The sequence below is a fragment of the Klebsiella sp. 141198 genome, assembly GCF_050600785.1.
Taxonomy (GTDB): domain Bacteria; phylum Pseudomonadota; class Gammaproteobacteria; order Enterobacterales; family Enterobacteriaceae; genus Klebsiella; species Klebsiella aerogenes.
This window is the reverse complement of the sequence record NZ_JAQIRM010000010.1, coordinates 50,094-65,738: the sequence shown is the minus strand read 5'-3', so window position 1 is coordinate 65,738 and position 15,645 is coordinate 50,094. Positions and strand designations below refer to the sequence as shown.

General features: G+C 56.3%; 14 protein-coding genes and 1 pseudogene. 5 read left to right on the top strand and 10 right to left on the bottom strand.

What is annotated here, in order from left to right; all coding sequences use genetic code 11:
• Complete coding sequence (gene metE, locus PGR10_RS24440; protein ID WP_430924249.1) at window positions 1–2,265, bottom strand: 5-methyltetrahydropteroyltriglutamate--homocysteine S-methyltransferase; 2,265 nt, start codon at window positions 2,263–2,265, stop codon at window positions 1–3.
• Between the two features lie 117 nt (window positions 2,266–2,382).
• On the opposite strand from metE, the gene metR reads away from it, so the two are divergent.
• Window positions 2,383–3,336: an HTH-type transcriptional regulator MetR gene (metR, locus tag PGR10_RS24435; protein WP_015703991.1), complete on the top strand. Its 954-nt coding sequence runs from the start codon at window positions 2,383–2,385 to the stop codon at window positions 3,334–3,336.
• Here the strand turns inward: metR and PGR10_RS24430 are convergent.
• The 3 genes from PGR10_RS24430 to pldB form a co-directional block, all read right to left on the bottom strand.
• Window positions 3,224–4,123 (bottom strand): carboxylate/amino acid/amine transporter, encoded by a 900-nt coding sequence (locus tag PGR10_RS24430; protein ID WP_430924248.1) that lies wholly within the window; start codon window positions 4,121–4,123, stop codon window positions 3,224–3,226. The genes metR and PGR10_RS24430 overlap by 113 nt on opposite strands.
• A gap of 88 nt (window positions 4,124–4,211) precedes the next feature.
• The gene (gene yigL / locus PGR10_RS24425) at window positions 4,212–5,012 is read right to left on the bottom strand and encodes a sugar/pyridoxal phosphate phosphatase YigL (protein ID WP_015368853.1); all 801 of its coding nucleotides are present in this window, start codon (window positions 5,010–5,012) and stop codon (window positions 4,212–4,214) included.
• A 44-nt stretch (window positions 5,013–5,056) separates the two neighbouring features.
• Window positions 5,057–6,049 carry a lysophospholipase L2 gene (gene pldB, locus PGR10_RS24420; protein ID WP_045378727.1) on the bottom strand — a complete coding sequence of 331 codons (993 nt, stop codon included), beginning with the start codon at window positions 6,047–6,049 and terminating at the stop codon, window positions 5,057–5,059.
• A gap of 109 nt (window positions 6,050–6,158) precedes the next feature.
• On the opposite strand from pldB, the gene rhtB reads away from it, so the two are divergent.
• Both rhtB and PGR10_RS24410 read left to right on the top strand, forming a co-directional pair.
• Entirely contained in the window at window positions 6,159–6,779 is a 621-nt protein-coding gene (gene rhtB / locus PGR10_RS24415; RefSeq protein ID WP_015368855.1) for a homoserine/homoserine lactone efflux protein, read from the top strand.
• A 1-nt stretch (window position 6,780) separates the two neighbouring features.
• Window positions 6,781–7,020: pseudogene (locus PGR10_RS24410) on the top strand (ISNCY family transposase); the annotation flags it as partial.
• A 47-nt stretch (window positions 7,021–7,067) separates the two neighbouring features.
• Here PGR10_RS24410 and rhtC read toward each other — a convergent pair.
• The 3 genes from rhtC to pldA all read right to left on the bottom strand — a co-directional run bounded on the left by rhtC (window position 7,068) and on the right by pldA (window position 10,516).
• The gene (rhtC, locus tag PGR10_RS24405; protein WP_087858696.1) at window positions 7,068–7,688 is read right to left on the bottom strand and encodes a threonine export protein RhtC; all 621 of its coding nucleotides are present in this window, start codon (window positions 7,686–7,688) and stop codon (window positions 7,068–7,070) included.
• Window positions 7,689–7,749: 61 nt separating this feature from the next.
• Complete coding sequence (gene recQ / locus PGR10_RS24400; protein WP_015368858.1) at window positions 7,750–9,576, bottom strand: ATP-dependent DNA helicase RecQ; 1,827 nt, start codon at window positions 9,574–9,576, stop codon at window positions 7,750–7,752.
• A gap of 67 nt (window positions 9,577–9,643) precedes the next feature.
• Window positions 9,644–10,516: a phospholipase A gene (gene pldA / locus PGR10_RS24395; protein WP_087858698.1), complete on the bottom strand. Its 873-nt coding sequence runs from the start codon at window positions 10,514–10,516 to the stop codon at window positions 9,644–9,646.
• 155 nt (window positions 10,517–10,671) lie between these two features.
• Between pldA and yigI the strand changes: the two genes are divergently transcribed.
• Together yigI and rarD are read left to right on the top strand one after the other, a co-directional pair.
• Entirely contained in the window at window positions 10,672–11,136 is a 465-nt protein-coding gene (gene yigI, locus PGR10_RS24390) for an acyl-CoA thioesterase YigI (RefSeq protein ID WP_004097567.1), read from the top strand.
• 48 nt (window positions 11,137–11,184) lie between these two features.
• A complete protein-coding gene (gene rarD, locus PGR10_RS24385; protein WP_015368860.1) occupies window positions 11,185–12,078 on the top strand; it encodes an EamA family transporter RarD in 894 nt (297 codons plus the stop codon).
• Between the two features lie 88 nt (window positions 12,079–12,166).
• Here the strand turns inward: rarD and corA are convergent, their stop codons facing one another.
• The 3 genes from corA to uvrD form a co-directional block, all read right to left on the bottom strand.
• Window positions 12,167–13,117, bottom strand: a complete 951-nt coding sequence (gene corA, locus PGR10_RS24380) for a magnesium/cobalt transporter CorA (RefSeq protein WP_002883400.1) — start codon at window positions 13,115–13,117, stop codon at window positions 12,167–12,169.
• A gap of 150 nt (window positions 13,118–13,267) precedes the next feature.
• Window positions 13,268–13,324: a YsgD/CorL family protein gene (gene ysgD, locus PGR10_RS24375; RefSeq protein WP_349815745.1), complete on the bottom strand. Its 57-nt coding sequence runs from the start codon at window positions 13,322–13,324 to the stop codon at window positions 13,268–13,270.
• A gap of 148 nt (window positions 13,325–13,472) precedes the next feature.
• Window positions 13,473–15,635: a DNA helicase II gene (uvrD, locus tag PGR10_RS24370; RefSeq protein ID WP_015368861.1), complete on the bottom strand. Its 2,163-nt coding sequence runs from the start codon at window positions 15,633–15,635 to the stop codon at window positions 13,473–13,475.
• Between the last annotated feature and the right edge of the window lie 10 nt (window positions 15,636–15,645).

Below are 15,645 nucleotides of genomic sequence, written 5' to 3'. Positions count from 1 at the left end.
TCAGGCTGATTCGCGCAGATTCTGCGCCGCTTGCACCATGTTCGCCAGCGCGGCGCGGGTTTCCGGCCAGCCGCGAGTTTTCAGGCCGCAGTCCGGGTTAACCCACAAGCGCTCCGCCGGGATACGTTGCGCGGCCTTCTCCAGCAACCCTTCAATCCACTCCACGCTCGGTACGTTTGGCGAGTGAATATCATAAACGCCTGGGCCGATTTCGTTTGGATATTCGAACTCTTCAAACGACTCCAGCAGTTCCATGTCAGAACGCGAGGTTTCAATGGTGATGACGTCGGCATCCAGCGCGGCGATAGAATCCATGATGTCATTGAACTCGCAATAACACATGTGGGTATGAATCTGGGTGTCATCCTTAGCAACCGCGGCGTTGATGCGAAAAGCTTCTACACCCCACTGTAGATAAGCATCCCAGTCGCTGCGCTTCAGCGGCAGACCTTCGCGTAGCGCCGGTTCATCAATCTGAATAATACCGATACCGGCCGCCTCCAGATCCGCCACTTCATCGCGCAGCGCCAGCGCAATCTGTTTCGCGATGGTTTCACGGCTGACATCTTCGCGCGGGAAGGACCAGCACAGAATGGTCACCGGACCGGTCAACATGCCTTTGACCGGCTTGTCGGTAAGAGACTGCGCGTACTTCGCCCATTCGACGGTGATCGCCTGCGGACGGCTGACGTCGCCGATAACCACCGGCGGCTTCACGCAGCGAGAGCCATAGCTTTGCACCCAACCGTTTTGCGTGAAGATGAAACCGTCCAGATGCTCACCGAAATACTCCACCATGTCGTTACGCTCGGCTTCTCCATGCACCAGCACGTCTAAACCCAGACGTTCTTGTTCGACGATCGCCTGCTTAATATGTTCGGCAATACCCGTCCGATAATGGCTGGCGTCGAGGTTACCTTTTTTGAAATCCAGCCGCAGGGTACGAATTTCGGTTGTCTGCGGGAATGAACCGATCGTCGTCGTCGGCCATGCTGGCAGGTTAAAGCGCTTGCGCTGCGCCTGTGCGCGCTCGGCATAAGGGCTGGCGCGCTGGCTGTCCTGAGCAGTGATTGCCGCCAACCGTTTTTCCACTGCCGCGTTGTGTACGCGAGTCGAATGGCGACGAGCCTGGATTGGCGCGCTCCACGCCTCGATCGCCGTCGTATCACCGCTGTTCAGCGCATCGCGCAGCAGCGCCAGTTCGCCGCACTTCTGCAGGGCGAAAGCAAACCAACTTTTTACTTCGGCATCAAGACGGGTCTCTACGCTCAGATCGATCGGGCTATGCAACAGCGAGCAGGATGAAGCGATCCACAGCGCACGTTGACCGACAATCGCCTTAATTTGCGCATATTTTTCCGCGAGATCGGCGCGCCAGACGTTACGACCGTTGATCAGCCCGGCGGATAACAGCCAGTCGGCCGGCAGGCGTTTATGTAGTTCAGCAACATCATCTTTGCCATGCACCAGATCGACGTGAAGCCCCTGTACCGGCAGCGCGGTGATAACATCAAGGTTGTCGGCGATCCCTTCAAAATAGGTGGTCAGCAGTAGTTTTACCTGCCCCTGCAGGGCCTCATAAGCCGGTTTAAAGGCATCCAGCCATGCTTGCGGCAGCTCCAGCACCAGCGCCGGTTCATCAATCTGCACCCACTCAATGCCGCGTTTCGCCAGCTCGCCCAGTACCTGCTGGTAAACCGGAAGGATATCGTTCAGCAGGCTTAAACGGTCAAACTGTTCGCCTTTTACTTTGCCCAGCCACAGATAGGTTACCGGCCCCAGCAGTACAGGCTTAATCTTGTGGCCCAGCGCTAGCGCTTCGTCCACTTCATCCAGCAGTTGGGTCCAGCTCAGCTTGAACTGCTGGCCCTGGACAAATTCCGGCACCATGTAGTGATAGTTGGTATTGAACCACTTGGTCATTTCCGCGGCGGCAGCGGGTTCGCCGGTCGGCGCGCGACCGCGACCAATGCGGAACAGAGTATCGATATCGACGGTGCCGTCTTTGTTCTGATGACGAGCCGGCACGTTGCCCAGCAGCAGGCTGGTGGTCAGAACATGGTCGTACCAGGCAAAATCGCCCACCGGCAGCAGATCAATGCCAGCCTGTTTCTGCTGCTCCCAGTGACGAGCACGAAGTTCGCGACCTACCGCCAACAGCTCTTCACGCGTGGCGTTGCCCGCCCAGTAGCTCTCTTGCGCTTTTTTCAGCTCGCGGCGAAGGCCAACGCGAGGAAAACCGAGGGTGTGATTGAGGATTGTCATGTTATGCCCCTTATGGAATTTTTTGCATTTAGCCATCCAGATGTTTACACATCCATAATGTAAAGGTACTGTATATTCCTCAAGCGCAAATTATTCATGCCGAAGTGAAGGACATTCATGATCGAGATTAAACACCTGAAAACGCTACAGGCGTTGCGGAACAGCGGCTCGCTGGCGGGCGCGGCGGCGGCCCTGCACCAAACCCAGTCGGCCCTGTCCCACCAGTTTAGCGATCTGGAACAGCGCCTTGGCTTCCGTTTGTTTGTGCGTAAAAGCCAGCCGCTACGCTTCACGCCGCAAGGAGAAATTCTGCTGCAGTTGGCCAATCAGGTGCTGCCGCAGATCGCTCGCGCGCTACAGGATTGCAACGAACCACAGCAAACCCGTCTGCGGCTGGCGATTGAGTGCCATAGCTGTATTCAATGGCTCACCCCGGCGCTGGAAAGCTTCCGCGCCCGCTGGCCGCTGGTGGAAGTTGATTTTCAGTCCGGCGTCACCTTTGACCCGCAGCCAGCCCTGCAGCAGGGTGAACTCGATCTGGTGATGACCTCAGATATTTTACCGCGTAGCGGTCTGCACTATTCACCGATGTTTGATTATGAAGTTCGTCTGGTGTTAGCACCGGAACATCCGCTGGCGGCGAAAACGCGCATCTCCCCGGAAGATCTAGCTGCGGAAACGTTACTGATTTATCCGGTACAGCGCGGGCGACTGGACATCTGGCGCCACTTCCTGCAACCGGCGGGGATCAGCCCGCAGTTGAAAAGCGTCGATAACACGCTGCTGCTAATTCAGATGGTTGCCGCGCGAATGGGTATCGCCGCCCTGCCGCACTGGGTGGTGGAAAGTTTTGAACGCCAGGGTTTGATTGTCACCAAAACCCTGGGAGAAGGACTGTGGAGCCGGCTGTACGCTGCGGTGCGCGATGGCGAGCAACGCCAGCCGGTAACAGAAGCATTTATTCGCTCAGCGCGGAACCACGCTTGCGATCATCTGCCGTTTGTACGGAGTGCGGAGCGACCCAGCGGCGATGGACCCATAGCGAAGCCAGGATTACCAGCGCGCCAATGATAAAGCTCGGCCAGTGAGGCTGCTCCTGCCAGATAGCAAGGTTAACCAGCAGCCCGGCGGGGACGTGAACGTTATTCATGATCCCCAACGTACCGGCATCCACCTGCGTCGCGCCGTAATTCCACATGAAGTACCCCAATCCGGAAGCAACCACGCCAAGCCAGGCCAGGATTCCCCACTGCAGGCCGGTAGTCGGTAGCCTCTGCGGATTGCCCAGCATAAACCACGCCGCTACCGCCACAATAAAGGCGCCGGCATAGAACCAGGCAAAAGCATTGTGTTGCGGCATCGGGCGGACTTCCATCAAACGCTTGTAGCCCACCATGCCGATGGCGAAGCAGATATTCGACAACTGCACCAGCAATAGCCCGGTCCAGAAATGATCGCTGACTTTGTCATAGCGGATGATCGCCGCCCCTAACACCGCCAACGCCGCGCTAAGCAGATAGCCCCAGCGCAGTTTACGGCCGCTGAGCAGATCGTAAATCAGGGTGATATATAGCGGGGTAAAGACCGTAAACAACAGAAATTCCGACACCGTCAGATAGAGATAGGCGCGGAAAGCCAGCAAATACATAATGCCAAGCTGCATTGCCCCCACTAGCATATAGAGCACGATGGTACGCGGAGACTGGCCGCGCGTACGCAAGAAAGGCAGGAACACCAGCGCTGCCAGGCCCACGCGCATCAGCACGGAAAAATAGCTATCGACGCTACCGGCAAGGTATTCGCCAATCAGACTAAACGAAAAGGCCCACAGGATAGTGGTGATAATTAAAAGCGCCACAACGGTCGTCTCATTGAATAAAGAACAGGCATTGTAGCGGAGAGAAGGGTTGACGACTGACCACTTATTAGTCAGTCGTCAATGTTTATCAATCGAGATACAACTTGCGCAGGTAATGCGGTACGGCATCGTCGGCGTTGCTGCCGATCACTTCCAGCTCCGGATGCAAATCCTTCAACCGCTGATGGGCGTTTGCCATAATGCAGCCTTTACCGGCCATCGACAGCATCTCGGCGTCGTTCATGCCGTCGCCAAAGGCGATACACTCCTTGAGGCTGTAGCCGAGCATTTTCGCGACGGCCTCCAGCGCATGTCCCTTCGAAACACCGCCGGCCATTACTTCAAGACAAGTTAGCGTGGAGAAACTCACATTGACGCGGTCGCCCCAGCGCGCGTTGATAGCCTGCTCAAGCGGCAGCAAATGTTCATGATCTTCACAGGTGAAGAAAACTTTGCTGATGCCATCCGCATCCAGCTCGCCCGGTTCATAAAGCTTGTAGTTGAATACCGCCTCTTTGAAGAAGCGCATTTCTTCCGGGCGATGGCGATTCATAAACCATTCATCTTCACGATAGACGTTGGTCACAATCTTCACATCGTTACGCACCATCTCAAACAAATCGCTGGCGATATCGCGGTCGAGGTTATGGGCGAAGATTTGTTTTCCTTCACTATCATGTACCCGCGCGCCGTTAGAGGTGATCATGTACGACTTAATGCCGAGATTATCGCGGATCTGCCCCACATCGATGTAGTGGCGGCCAGTGGCGAAGACGAAATTTATCCCGCGTGCGGTGAGTAGCTTCAGCGTCTCTTTGGCATAAGGGGTGAGGAAATGGTCGGGGGAAAGCAGCGTGCCATCTAAATCAGACGCAACAACCTGGTACATAAAAAATTTAACCTCTAAGCAGGGCGACGAGATCTATCGTCGGATTAAGTATGTCGATTGAAAAAATCGACGATGGCATTTAGCGCGACTGAGCGCATAGCGTCCTTTTCAAAAAGGATCTCGTGATATGCCCCTTCAATAACGAGCGGCTTATCGCCTTCACAAGGGTGCCCGGCAGCGGAACGGAGTTCACAATAGCGGTCGTGCATCAGATTATCGACCACCCTTTCATCCTCAGCCTGAATCAATAACGTCGGAGTCGTGTCTTTCTCGACGCCGGACAATATCTCTTCACCGGCCAGAATACCTTCACGCACCCAGTGATAGGTTGGCCCGCCAACGCGTAGCCGCGGATCGTCAGCATAAAAACGCAGGTTGCGACGATAGCGCTGGCGGCTATGAGTCAATACATTGAGCGAAAACGGCAGCGCCCGCCAGCGGCCCGTACCGATGGCATACTCTTCGCGAATACGCTGATGGCCCTCAGCCCAGTCGAGAATATGGCGCACCATCCAGTCAGGCAGGCGCATGATGATGCCAAACATTGGCGCGCACAAGGCAATGGCGTCACAATGCTGCCGGTGACGCTGCAAGAACAGCGTGGCAATGGCGCCGCCCATCGAGTGGGCGAGAATAAAACGTTTACGCCAGTGGCCGGGAACCACTTCCTGCTGCCAAAGCGCAGCCAGATCGTCAACATAATCGCTAAAGCGCACAACATGACCGCGGTGGGTATCAGACAGCAACCTACCGGAGCGACCCTGACCGCGGTGATCGATAATCATCACGTCAAAGCCGCTGTGGAAGAGATCGTAGGCTAGTTCGGCGTACTTCACGTAGCTTTCGATGCGGCCGGGGCAAATGACCACCAGCCGGTCGTTATTTGCGGCACAAAAGCGCACAAAGCGTACCGGAACCTTATCGACGCCCGTAAATTCAGCTTCTTCCCGCTGATGCCAAAAATCCGTCAGCGGCCCCATGGTAAAGGCCGCAAACGCGTTTTCTCGTGTGTCCCAGTCCTTTTGCTGCCCAAACATCGGGTTTACACCCCTGTTAACCGCTGAAAATCGTTTTTTTGTCGCACATCGCACAATGCTGATGCAATAGCGTATTGTGGCATAAAAATAGACAATCAGGGAGATTCTCATGACCTTCGAGTGGTGGTTCGCTTATCTGCTGACATCAATCATTCTCAGCCTGTCGCCGGGTTCCGGCGCGATCAATACCATGACCACATCCATCAACCACGGCTATCGCGGCGCGGCGGCCTCTATTGCCGGCCTGCAAACCGGGTTGGCCATTCATATCGTGCTGGTCGGCGTCGGTTTGGGCACGCTCTTCTCACGCTCGGTACTGGCATTTGAAGTGTTGAAATGGGCGGGCGCGGCCTATCTTATCTGGCTGGGGATTCAGCAATGGCGGGCGGCGGGTTCAATCGACCTGAATACGCTGGCGCGAACTCAAAGCCGCGGTAAGCTCTATAAACGCGCGGTGTTCGTCAATCTGACCAACCCAAAAAGTATCGTCTTCCTCGCCGCACTGTTTCCCCAGTTCATCGTGCCGCATCAGCCGCAGGTGATGCAGTACCTGGTACTCGGCGTCACCACTATCGTAGTCGATATCATTGTGATGATCGGTTACGCGACGCTGGCGCAGCGCATTGCGGCCTGGATTAAAGGTCCGAAGCAGATGAAGGCGCTGAATAAAGTGTTTGGTTCGCTGTTTATGCTGGTGGGTGCGCTGCTCGCTTCCGCCCGTCACGCCTGAATATAAGCTGGCACAGCGTGTGCCGCAGCATGGAGGAATGCTAATGACTCTGGCAGAAACGTGGCTCGCAGAAGGCAGAGAGAAAGGTATTAAAGAAGGTATTAAAGAAGGCATCAAAGAAGGAAAACTACAGGCCCTTTTACAGGTCGCCGCAGCGATGCTCAATCGCGGCATGGATGACGATGCCATCCTGGAAATGACCGGTTTGACCAGGGATGAACTACAGCGCCTTCGTCACTAATGTCTGCCCCACCCGGCAACCAACCGGGTGGATAATCGCATTATGAGTTAGCGCGAAATAATCAGATGAATGCCGAAACCGGCAAACAGGGTTCCTGCGATGCCGTCTATCCACTTTGCCATCCGCTGATAGCCGCGGCGCATTTTCGGCAGTGCGAAGAGGCTGGCTACGATGGTGAACCACGCCAGCGTTTCAAGGACGATCAGCAGGAAAATTCCCCAACGCGCCCCGGCGCCAATGCTATCGCCAACGAACAGCGAGAAAACCGATCCGAAGTAGATAATCGCTTTCGGGTTGGCGAGGTTAGTCAGCAGGCCCTTCAGGAAACTGCGCCCGCTACGCGCCAGCTCAACCTGCGGTTCCGCCGCAACAATGTCGTTTTTCTTCAGCGCGCCGCGCAGCATTTGATAGCCCATCCAGCACAGATACAGCCCACCGCCGACCATAATCAACGTATGCAGCCAGGCCATTTTCTCGATAATCAGATGCAAGCCGAGCAGCGCGACGCCCGCCCAGACCATCACGCCGCCGGTGATCCCCAGCACGCCCATCATCGCCTCTTTGCGCGAGCGGCTCACCGCGGTTTGCGAAACGAAGAAAAAATCCGGCCCTGGACTCATTAGCGCAATGATGTGCACCAGCGCCACGGTGAGAAAAAGCATCAACATGTTTAACTCGCAGGGAAATAGTGAAGAAGGAAACTATTCTGGCACCTTTTCCCGCGGCTGACTACTCATCATCGCCATCGACATGAGCACGTATCAGCGCCATGAATTCTTTACCGAAGCGCTCAAGCTTGCGAGTCCCCACGCCGTTGACGCTAAGCATCTCCCCGGCGGTAAGCGGCGACTGTTCGGCCATCTCAATAAGCGTCGCGTCGTTAAAGACGACGTATGGCGGGATGTTCTCCTCGTCGGCGATCGCTTTACGTAATTTACGCAGCTTGGCAAACAGCTTGCGGTCGTAATTGCCGCCGAAGGATTTCTGCATCGCTTTCGGTTTTAGCGCCACGATACGCGGCACGGCGAGCTGCAGCGGGACTTCACCGCGCAGTACCGGACGCGCGGCCTCGGTGAGCTGCAGCGCGGAGTGCTGGGCAATATTTTGCGTCACCAGTCCGAGGTGGATTAACTGGCGAATCACGCTCACCCAGTGCTCGTGGCTCTGCTCGCGACCAATACCGTAAACCGGCAGTTTATCGTGGTTCAGGTCGCGGATGCGCTGATTGTTGGCGCCGCGGAGTACTTCAACCACGTAGCCCATCCCGAAGCGTTGATTCACCCGGTAAATAGTTGAAAGCGCCTTGCGCGCGTCCATTAAGCCATCGTACTGCTTTGGCGGGTCAAGGCAGATATCACAGTTGCCGCACGGCTCCTGGCGCCCTTCGCCAAAATAGTTCAGCAGCACCAAACGGCGACAGGTCTGCGCTTCGGCGAAGGCGCCCATCGCATTCAGCTTATGACGTTCAATATCCTGCAGCGGCCCGGCGGGCTTCTCCTCCAGGCAGCGGCGCAGCCACGCCATATCCGCCGGATCGTAAAACAGCATCGCTTCCGCCGGCAGGCCGTCACGCCCGGCGCGGCCGGTTTCCTGATAATAGGATTCAATATTGCGCGGGATATCAAAGTGCACCACAAAGCGGACGTTCGGCTTGTTAATGCCCATACCGAAGGCCACCGTCGCCACCACGATCTGCAGATCGTCACGCTGGAATTTCTCCTGCACGTCGGCACGAATATCATTTTCCAGGCCAGCATGGTAGGCCGCCGCGCTGATGCCGCGGCTTTGCAGCCTGGCGGCGGTGTCTTCAACTTTAGAACGGCTGTTGCAGTAGATAATCCCTGATTTACCGCGCTGATCCTGGACGTATCGCATCAACTGATCGAGCGGCTTAAATTTCTCCATCAGCATATAGCGGATATTGGGGCGATCGAAGCTACTGACCTGAATCAGCGGATCGTTAAGCCCCAGCAGGCGAACAATATCGCGGCGGGTGGTGTCATCCGCGGTGGCGGTGAGCGCCATAAACGGAATATGCGGCATCCGCTGACGCAGCTGGCCCAACGCGGCATATTCCGGGCGGAAATCATGGCCCCACTGCGAGATACAGTGCGCCTCATCCACCGCCAGCATCGCTAAGTTCCAGTGGCTCAGATGCTCCAGGAAGTTGTCCAGCATCAGGCGTTCCGGCGCGATATACAGCAGACGAATCTGCCCGCTGCGGCACCCCGCCATCACCTCTTGCTGCTGCTCGCGGCTCTGAGTCGAGTTAAGACAAGCCGCGGCGACGCCGTTAGCCAGCAGCTGATCGACCTGGTCTTTCATCAGCGAAATCAGCGGCGACACGACAACCGTCAGGCCGCCTAGCACCAATGCAGGCACCTGATAGCACAGCGACTTACCGCCGCCGGTCGGCATCACCACCAGGCAATCGCGGCCTTCCAGCGCCGTGGCGATGATCGATTCCTGGCCCGGGCGGAACTGCTGGTAGCCGAAGGTCTCTTGTAAAACCTGCTTAGCCAGCGATTCCTGATTTAATACTTCCGCCTGTGCCACGTTGACCCCATCCGCCTGAAAAGAAAACAGGCGCTATTTTCAGCGCCTGAGAGCCAGAGTGCAACGATTAAAACAGATCGTTGAGCATCACGCCGACGCCGACCCGCGTCTGATTGAAGTTATAGTCGATGAGCGACTCGCCATAACCGCTGTACACCTGAGTATAGGCGCGCACGTGTTTGGTAATAGGGTAACTGACCCCGATTTCCGCGCCGCCGTAGCCCGTATTCCAGTTATATTGCCCCTGAGCGCTAAAAATAGCTTCCCCCAGCTGGTAGCCAATCTTCAGGCGGTAGTACCCCATGTATTTCGTAATATCCGGGTTATCATCGGTGCTGCCGACCACATACCACGGCTTCACTTCAACCAGCCAGTTACCGTTTTGCGCCATCAGGCGAGTATACAGGCGGTTCCAGCTACGTGACGTTGGATCGGAACGGCCGTTAGAGTCGTGGTTATAGCCGACTTCGATATCGCGCAAGGTCCAGCCGGCAAACTCATAATCCGTCGCGAAGCCAAGGAAGAGCTGAGGCTCGTAGTTAGTTTCGCGAAACGGCGCCGAGCCTTTACTGTTAGAGAGCTGCCACCAGGATTTTTGCGTATAGGAGGCGCCAAGCAGCGAATTATCGCCGAGAATGCCGCGCCATAACGGGAATGCCAGGCTGAGCTGGAACTTCACCTCATCCTTACGCGCGTCATCTGCCCAGTCGTAACTACGAATAGCCTCTTTATTGAGATCGCTGGTCCACGTATAGAGCAGATAGTTGCTCTCATAAGGATAAAGCAGGAACGGATTATCATGGTCCTGCAGCAGGTTGGCGATAATACTGCCCCGTACCGCGGGTTTGTCATGAACGGATTGTTCAATCGGCGCGTCCTGCGCCAGAACGCCCGCCGGCAGCGCGCTAAGCGCCAGCAGCCAGGCTAAAGAGATACGCATTACTGTTCTCCTGAAGAAGGGTTCTTATTTAATGTTTTGTCCTGCTGCCATTCTACCTATTTATCCACCTCCCGCTGCGTTATCGCCTCCGAAAGTGGAAATCAATATTTTTGAAGCATAAAATCAACATTTCATTAACGAAATGGACCTCTGCTATGTCTGAACTGACCGCCGCCGCCGCGCTAAAGCTGGTGGGAGAGATTTTTGTTTATCACATGCCTTTTAACCGCGCGCTGGGGCTTGAGCTGGAGCGTTATGAAAAGGAATTTGCCCAGCTCAGCTTTAATAATCAGCCGATGATGGTTGGCAACTGGGCACAGAGTATCCTGCACGGCGGCGTTATCGCCTCTGCGCTGGATGTCGCCGCTGGGCTGGTCTGCGTCGGCAGCACCCTGACTCGCCATGACACTATCAATGAAGAAGAGCTGCGCCAGCGCCTCTCGCGGATGGGAACTATCGATTTGCGCGTCGATTACTTACGCCCTGGCCGCGGCGAGCGCTTTACCGCCACCAGCAGCCTGCTGCGCGCTGGAAACAAAGTCGCGGTGGCCCGCGTCGAGCTGCATAACGAAGAGCAGGTTTATATCGCCAGCGCCACGGCCACCTATATGGTGGGTTGATTGCCGCAGATCGAGTAACATCGCTCTCTTTGGCAATGGATTCTACCAATGGACGCAAAACAAACGCGGCTGGGCGTTATGCTGGCGCTGGCCGCCTATTTTATCTGGGGTATCGCACCGGCGTACTTCAAACTTATTTACTACGTTCCCGCCGATGAAATCCTCACGCATCGCGTGATCTGGTCTTTCTTTTTCATGGTGGCGCTCATCAGCGTCAGCCGCCAGTGGCCGCAGGTAAAAAAACTGCTAAAAACCCCGCGCAAGATCTTCCTGCTCGCGCTCTCTGCAGTGCTGGTCGGCGGCAACTGGCTGCTCTTTATCTGGGCGGTCAATAACCACCATATGCTGGAAGCCAGCCTCGGCTACTTTATTAACCCGCTGGTTAATATCGTGCTCGGGATGATTTTCCTCGGCGAACGCTTTCGTCGGCTGCAGTGGTTGGCGGTGATCCTCGCCTTCTGCGGCGTGCTGGTGCAGTTGTGGACCTTTGGCTCACTGCCGGTAATCGGCCTTGGGCTAGCCTTCAGCTTTGCCTTCTACGGACTGGTACGTAAGAAAATCGCCGTCGATGCGCAGACCGGCATGTTGGTGGAAACGCTATGGCTGCTGCCAGTGGCGGCGATCTGGCTTTTCGGCATCACCGATAGCCCAACCAGCCATATGGGAGACAACCCCTGGTCGCTCAATTTGCTGCTAATGGCCGCGGGCGTGGTAACCACCATCCCCCTGCTGTGCTTCACCGGCGCGGCGACCCGCCTGCGCTTGTCGACGTTGGGCTTTTTCCAGTACATCGGCCCGACGCTGATGTTCCTGCTGGCGGTAACGTTCTACGGTGAAGTGCCGGGCACGGATAAAATGGTAACCTTCGCCTTTATCTGGGTGGCGCTGGCGATATTCGTGATGGATGCGGTATATACGCAAAGACGGGGGCGTCGGGGATAGGATATTACCCGATGTCGGCTACGCCTTATCCGGCCTACAAAAGCACAACACGTAGGCCCGGATAAGCGAAGCGCATCCGGCACAACAACTACAGCCAGTTTTTACGCTTGAAGTAGAGATACGGCGCCAGACCGGCCAACATCATAAACACGATGGCTCCCGGATAACCAAAGCTCCAGTGGAGTTCCGGCATAAACTCAAAGTTCATCCCATAGCTGGACGCCACCAGCGTCGGCGGCAGGAACACCACTGAGACCACCGAGAAGATCTTGATAATGCGGTTCTGCTCGATATTGATAAAGCCCATCGCCGCCTGCATCAGGAAGTTCACCTTCTGGAACAGCGATTCGTTGTGCGGCAGCAGGGATTCGATATCTCGAAGGATCTCTCGCGCCTGTTCCAGCTGGCCTGCCGGCAGACGCGCCTTGCGCACGAGGAAGTTGAGCGCGCGCTGGGTATCCATCAGACAGAGGCGAACCTTCCAGCCGATATCTTCCAGTTCCGCCAGCGTCGACAGCGCTTCGTCATACTCGTCGCCCTGATGGCCTTCCATAATCACGCGGCTCAGCTTTTCCAGGTCGCTGTAGATGTTTTCTATTTCATCCGCCAGCTGTTCGATTTTGGTCTCGAACAGGTCTAACAGCAGCTCATAGGCGTTGCCGTCGACCAGCGTCTGGTTACGCACGCGCATGCGGTACAGGCGAAAAGCGGGCAGTTCACGCTCGCGCAGGGTAAACAGGCGGCCTTCGCGGATAGTAAACGCCACGGTTGAGTTGCCGGCGTGATCGTCAGCATCTTCGAAAAAGAAAAAGGAGTGGATGTGTAAACCATCTTCGTCTTCAAAGAAACGCGCTGACGCTTCGATGTCTTCCAGTTCCGGGCGCGTCGCCAGGTTCTGGCCTAGCTCCGTTTGCACACGGCTACGTTCGTCATCGTCTGGCTCGACCAGATCGACCCACACCGAGCTGGCAAGATGCTTGATCTCATCGGCCTCAAGGCGCGTTAAACGATTATTTTCCAGTTGAAATGCGCTCAGCATGACCGGGACTCCCAATACAAAAAATTTATCGGACAGTTCGATGGGCACACAGAAACTATTTGGGTTTCAGACCATTAAGCCTGACTCAGAGCGACGGGGATAGGACGAGTCGCCGACAACCGCTAAGGCTATCGGCATAAGGGGATAGCCTTAGGAGTTGTTCCTGAATGACAGGAAGTTGAGCCAGCATCTACTGGGTGTGTCCAAGGCGAATGTCCTCTTAGCGTAATCGTGCGCGCATGTTACGCCAGCGCCAAAACGGCGTCAACACGCAAGGGAACGCTAAAGAGCAAATCCTGCCCTTTAGCATATAAGGCTAGCAGATTATTACAAAAAAATTATATTTTTCTTAAAGTTACACCGTTTCCAGCCGGGCATAGGCGGCAACCAGCCATTTAATTCCCTGCCCCTGGAATGCCACCTGCAGCCGGCTATGTTCACCGCTGCCCTCAAGGTTTACGATGGTGCCTTCGCCGAACTTCGGATGCCGAACCCGCTGGCCCAGCTTATAGCCGGTATCGTTCTCCGCCACCGGTGTACCGAGGCGCTGATGGTTAACCGGGCGGCTCACCGTCGCCCGCAGCCGTACCTCTTCCACGCACTCTTCCGGCAGCTCGCCGATAAAGCGCGATGGGCGATGGTAAACCTCTTTGCCGTACAAACGACGGGTTTCGGCGTAGGTCAGCGTCAGTTTCTGCATCGCGCGCGTCACGCCGACGTAGGCCAGACGACGCTCTTCCTCCAGACGACCGCCCTCATCAAGCGCCATCTGGCTCGGGAACATCCCCTCTTCAACGCCGACGATAAACACCTGCGGGAACTCCAGCCCTTTCGCCGAGTGCAGAGTCATCAGCTGTACCGCATCCTGCCAGGTATCCGCCTGCCCTTCGCCGGCTTCCAGCGCGGCGTGGGAGAGGAACGCCTGCAGCGGCATCAGATCTTCATCTTCTTCGTTGTAGCTGAACTGGCGCGTCGCCGTCACCAGTTCTTCCAGGTTTTCGATACGGGTCTGGCCCTTCTCGCCTTTCTCCTGCTCGTACATCATACGCAGGCCGGAATCTTTAATGACCCGGTCAGTCTGGACATGCAATGGCATATCGGCGGTTTCCTGCGCCAGCGCGTCGATAAGCTCCATAAAGCGCTGCAGCGCGCTGGCAGCGCGGCCAGCCAGCGCTTTCTCTTTCAGCAGCTCGCGGCAGGCCTGCCACAGCGTCAGCTGACGATCGCGCGAGGTCTGGCGCACCACATCCAGAGTACGATCGCCGATGCCGCGGGTAGGCGTATTGACCACACGCTCAAACGCCGCGTCATCGTTGCGGTTGGCAATCAGGCGCAGATAAGAGAGCGCATCTTTGATTTCCTGACGTTCGAAGAAGCGCATGCCGCCGTAGATACGATAAGGCATGCTGGCCTGCAGCAGCGCCTCTTCCAGCACGCGCGACTGGGCGTTACTACGATAGAGAATGGCGCACTGCTCCAGCGCTCCGCCGTTCTCCTGCCAGGTTTTAATTCGGTTAACGACGAAACGCGCTTCATCGAGATCGTTGAAGGCGCAGTACAGCGAAATGGGCTCACCGTCGGCACCGTCGGTCCACAGTTTTTTGCCCAACCGCCCGTTGTTGTTTTCAATCAGGGCGTTAGCCGCGCTGAGAATATTGCTGGTCGAACGGTAGTTTTGCTCCAGGCGGATGGTTTCCGCGCCGGGGAAGTCATTAAGGAAGCGCTGAATGTTTTCGACCTGCGCGCCGCGCCAGCCGTAAATCGACTGATCATCATCGCCGACAATCATCACTTTGCCGGTATCGCCTGCCAGCAGGCGGATCCAGGCATATTGAATGTTGTTGGTATCCTGGAATTCGTCGACAAGAATATTGGTGAAGCGCTCGCGGTAGTGCTGCAGGATATGCGGTTTGTTCAGCCACAGTTCGTGCGCGCGCAGCAGCAGCTCGGCGAAGTCCACCAGCCCGGCGCGATCGCAGGCTTCCTGATAGGCCTGATACACCTTCTGCCAGGTTTGTTCGACCGGGTTGCCGTAGCTCTGAATATGGTGCGGGCGCAGCCCTTCATCTTTTTGGCTGTTGATGTACCACATCGCCTGACGCGGCGGCCATTGCTTCTCATCCAGGTTCATCGCCTTAATCAGGCGCTTCAGCAGGCGTAGCTGGTCTTCGCTATCGAGGATTTGGAAATCCTGCGGCAGGTTGGCATCCAGATGATGGGCGCGTAGCAGGCGATGGGCCAGGCCGTGGAAGGTGCCGACCCACATACCGCCCTGGGTGGTGCCCATCAGTTGGCCGATACGGTGGCGCATTTCCGCCGCCGCTTTGTTGGTAAAGGTCACCGCCATAATGGAATACGGCGAGCAGTTCTCTACGCTCAGCAGCCAGGCGATACGGTGCACCAGTACGCGCGTCTTACCACTGCCCGCCCCTGCCAGAACCAGCATATTGGTGCGCGAGGCCGCTACGGCTTCACGCTGTTTGTCATTAAGGCTGTCGAGCAGGTAAGAAACGTCCATTGGCACCGCC

What these genes read in the sequence shown, in the direction of transcription:
- metE (WP_430924249.1), bottom strand. Translation starts at nt 2,265, where the DNA reads ATGACAATCCTCAATCACACCCTCGGTTTTCCTCGCGTTGGCCTTCGC.
- metR (WP_015703991.1), top strand. Translation starts at nt 2,383, where the DNA reads ATGATCGAGATTAAACACCTGAAAACGCTACAGGCGTTGCGGAACAGC.
- yigL (WP_015368853.1), bottom strand. Translation starts at nt 5,012, where the DNA reads ATGTACCAGGTTGTTGCGTCTGATTTAGATGGCACGCTGCTTTCCCCC.
- pldB (WP_045378727.1), bottom strand. Translation starts at nt 6,049, where the DNA reads ATGTTTGGGCAGCAAAAGGACTGGGACACACGAGAAAACGCGTTTGCG.
- rhtB (WP_015368855.1), top strand. Translation starts at nt 6,159, where the DNA reads ATGACCTTCGAGTGGTGGTTCGCTTATCTGCTGACATCAATCATTCTC.
- rhtC (WP_087858696.1), bottom strand. Translation starts at nt 7,688, where the DNA reads ATGTTGATGCTTTTTCTCACCGTGGCGCTGGTGCACATCATTGCGCTA.
- pldA (WP_087858698.1), bottom strand. Translation starts at nt 10,516, where the DNA reads ATGCGTATCTCTTTAGCCTGGCTGCTGGCGCTTAGCGCGCTGCCGGCG.
- yigI (WP_004097567.1), top strand. Translation starts at nt 10,672, where the DNA reads ATGTCTGAACTGACCGCCGCCGCCGCGCTAAAGCTGGTGGGAGAGATT.
- rarD (WP_015368860.1), top strand. Translation starts at nt 11,185, where the DNA reads ATGGACGCAAAACAAACGCGGCTGGGCGTTATGCTGGCGCTGGCCGCC.
- corA (WP_002883400.1), bottom strand. Translation starts at nt 13,117, where the DNA reads ATGCTGAGCGCATTTCAACTGGAAAATAATCGTTTAACGCGCCTTGAG.
- uvrD (WP_015368861.1), bottom strand. Translation starts at nt 15,635, where the DNA reads ATGGACGTTTCTTACCTGCTCGACAGCCTTAATGACAAACAGCGTGAA.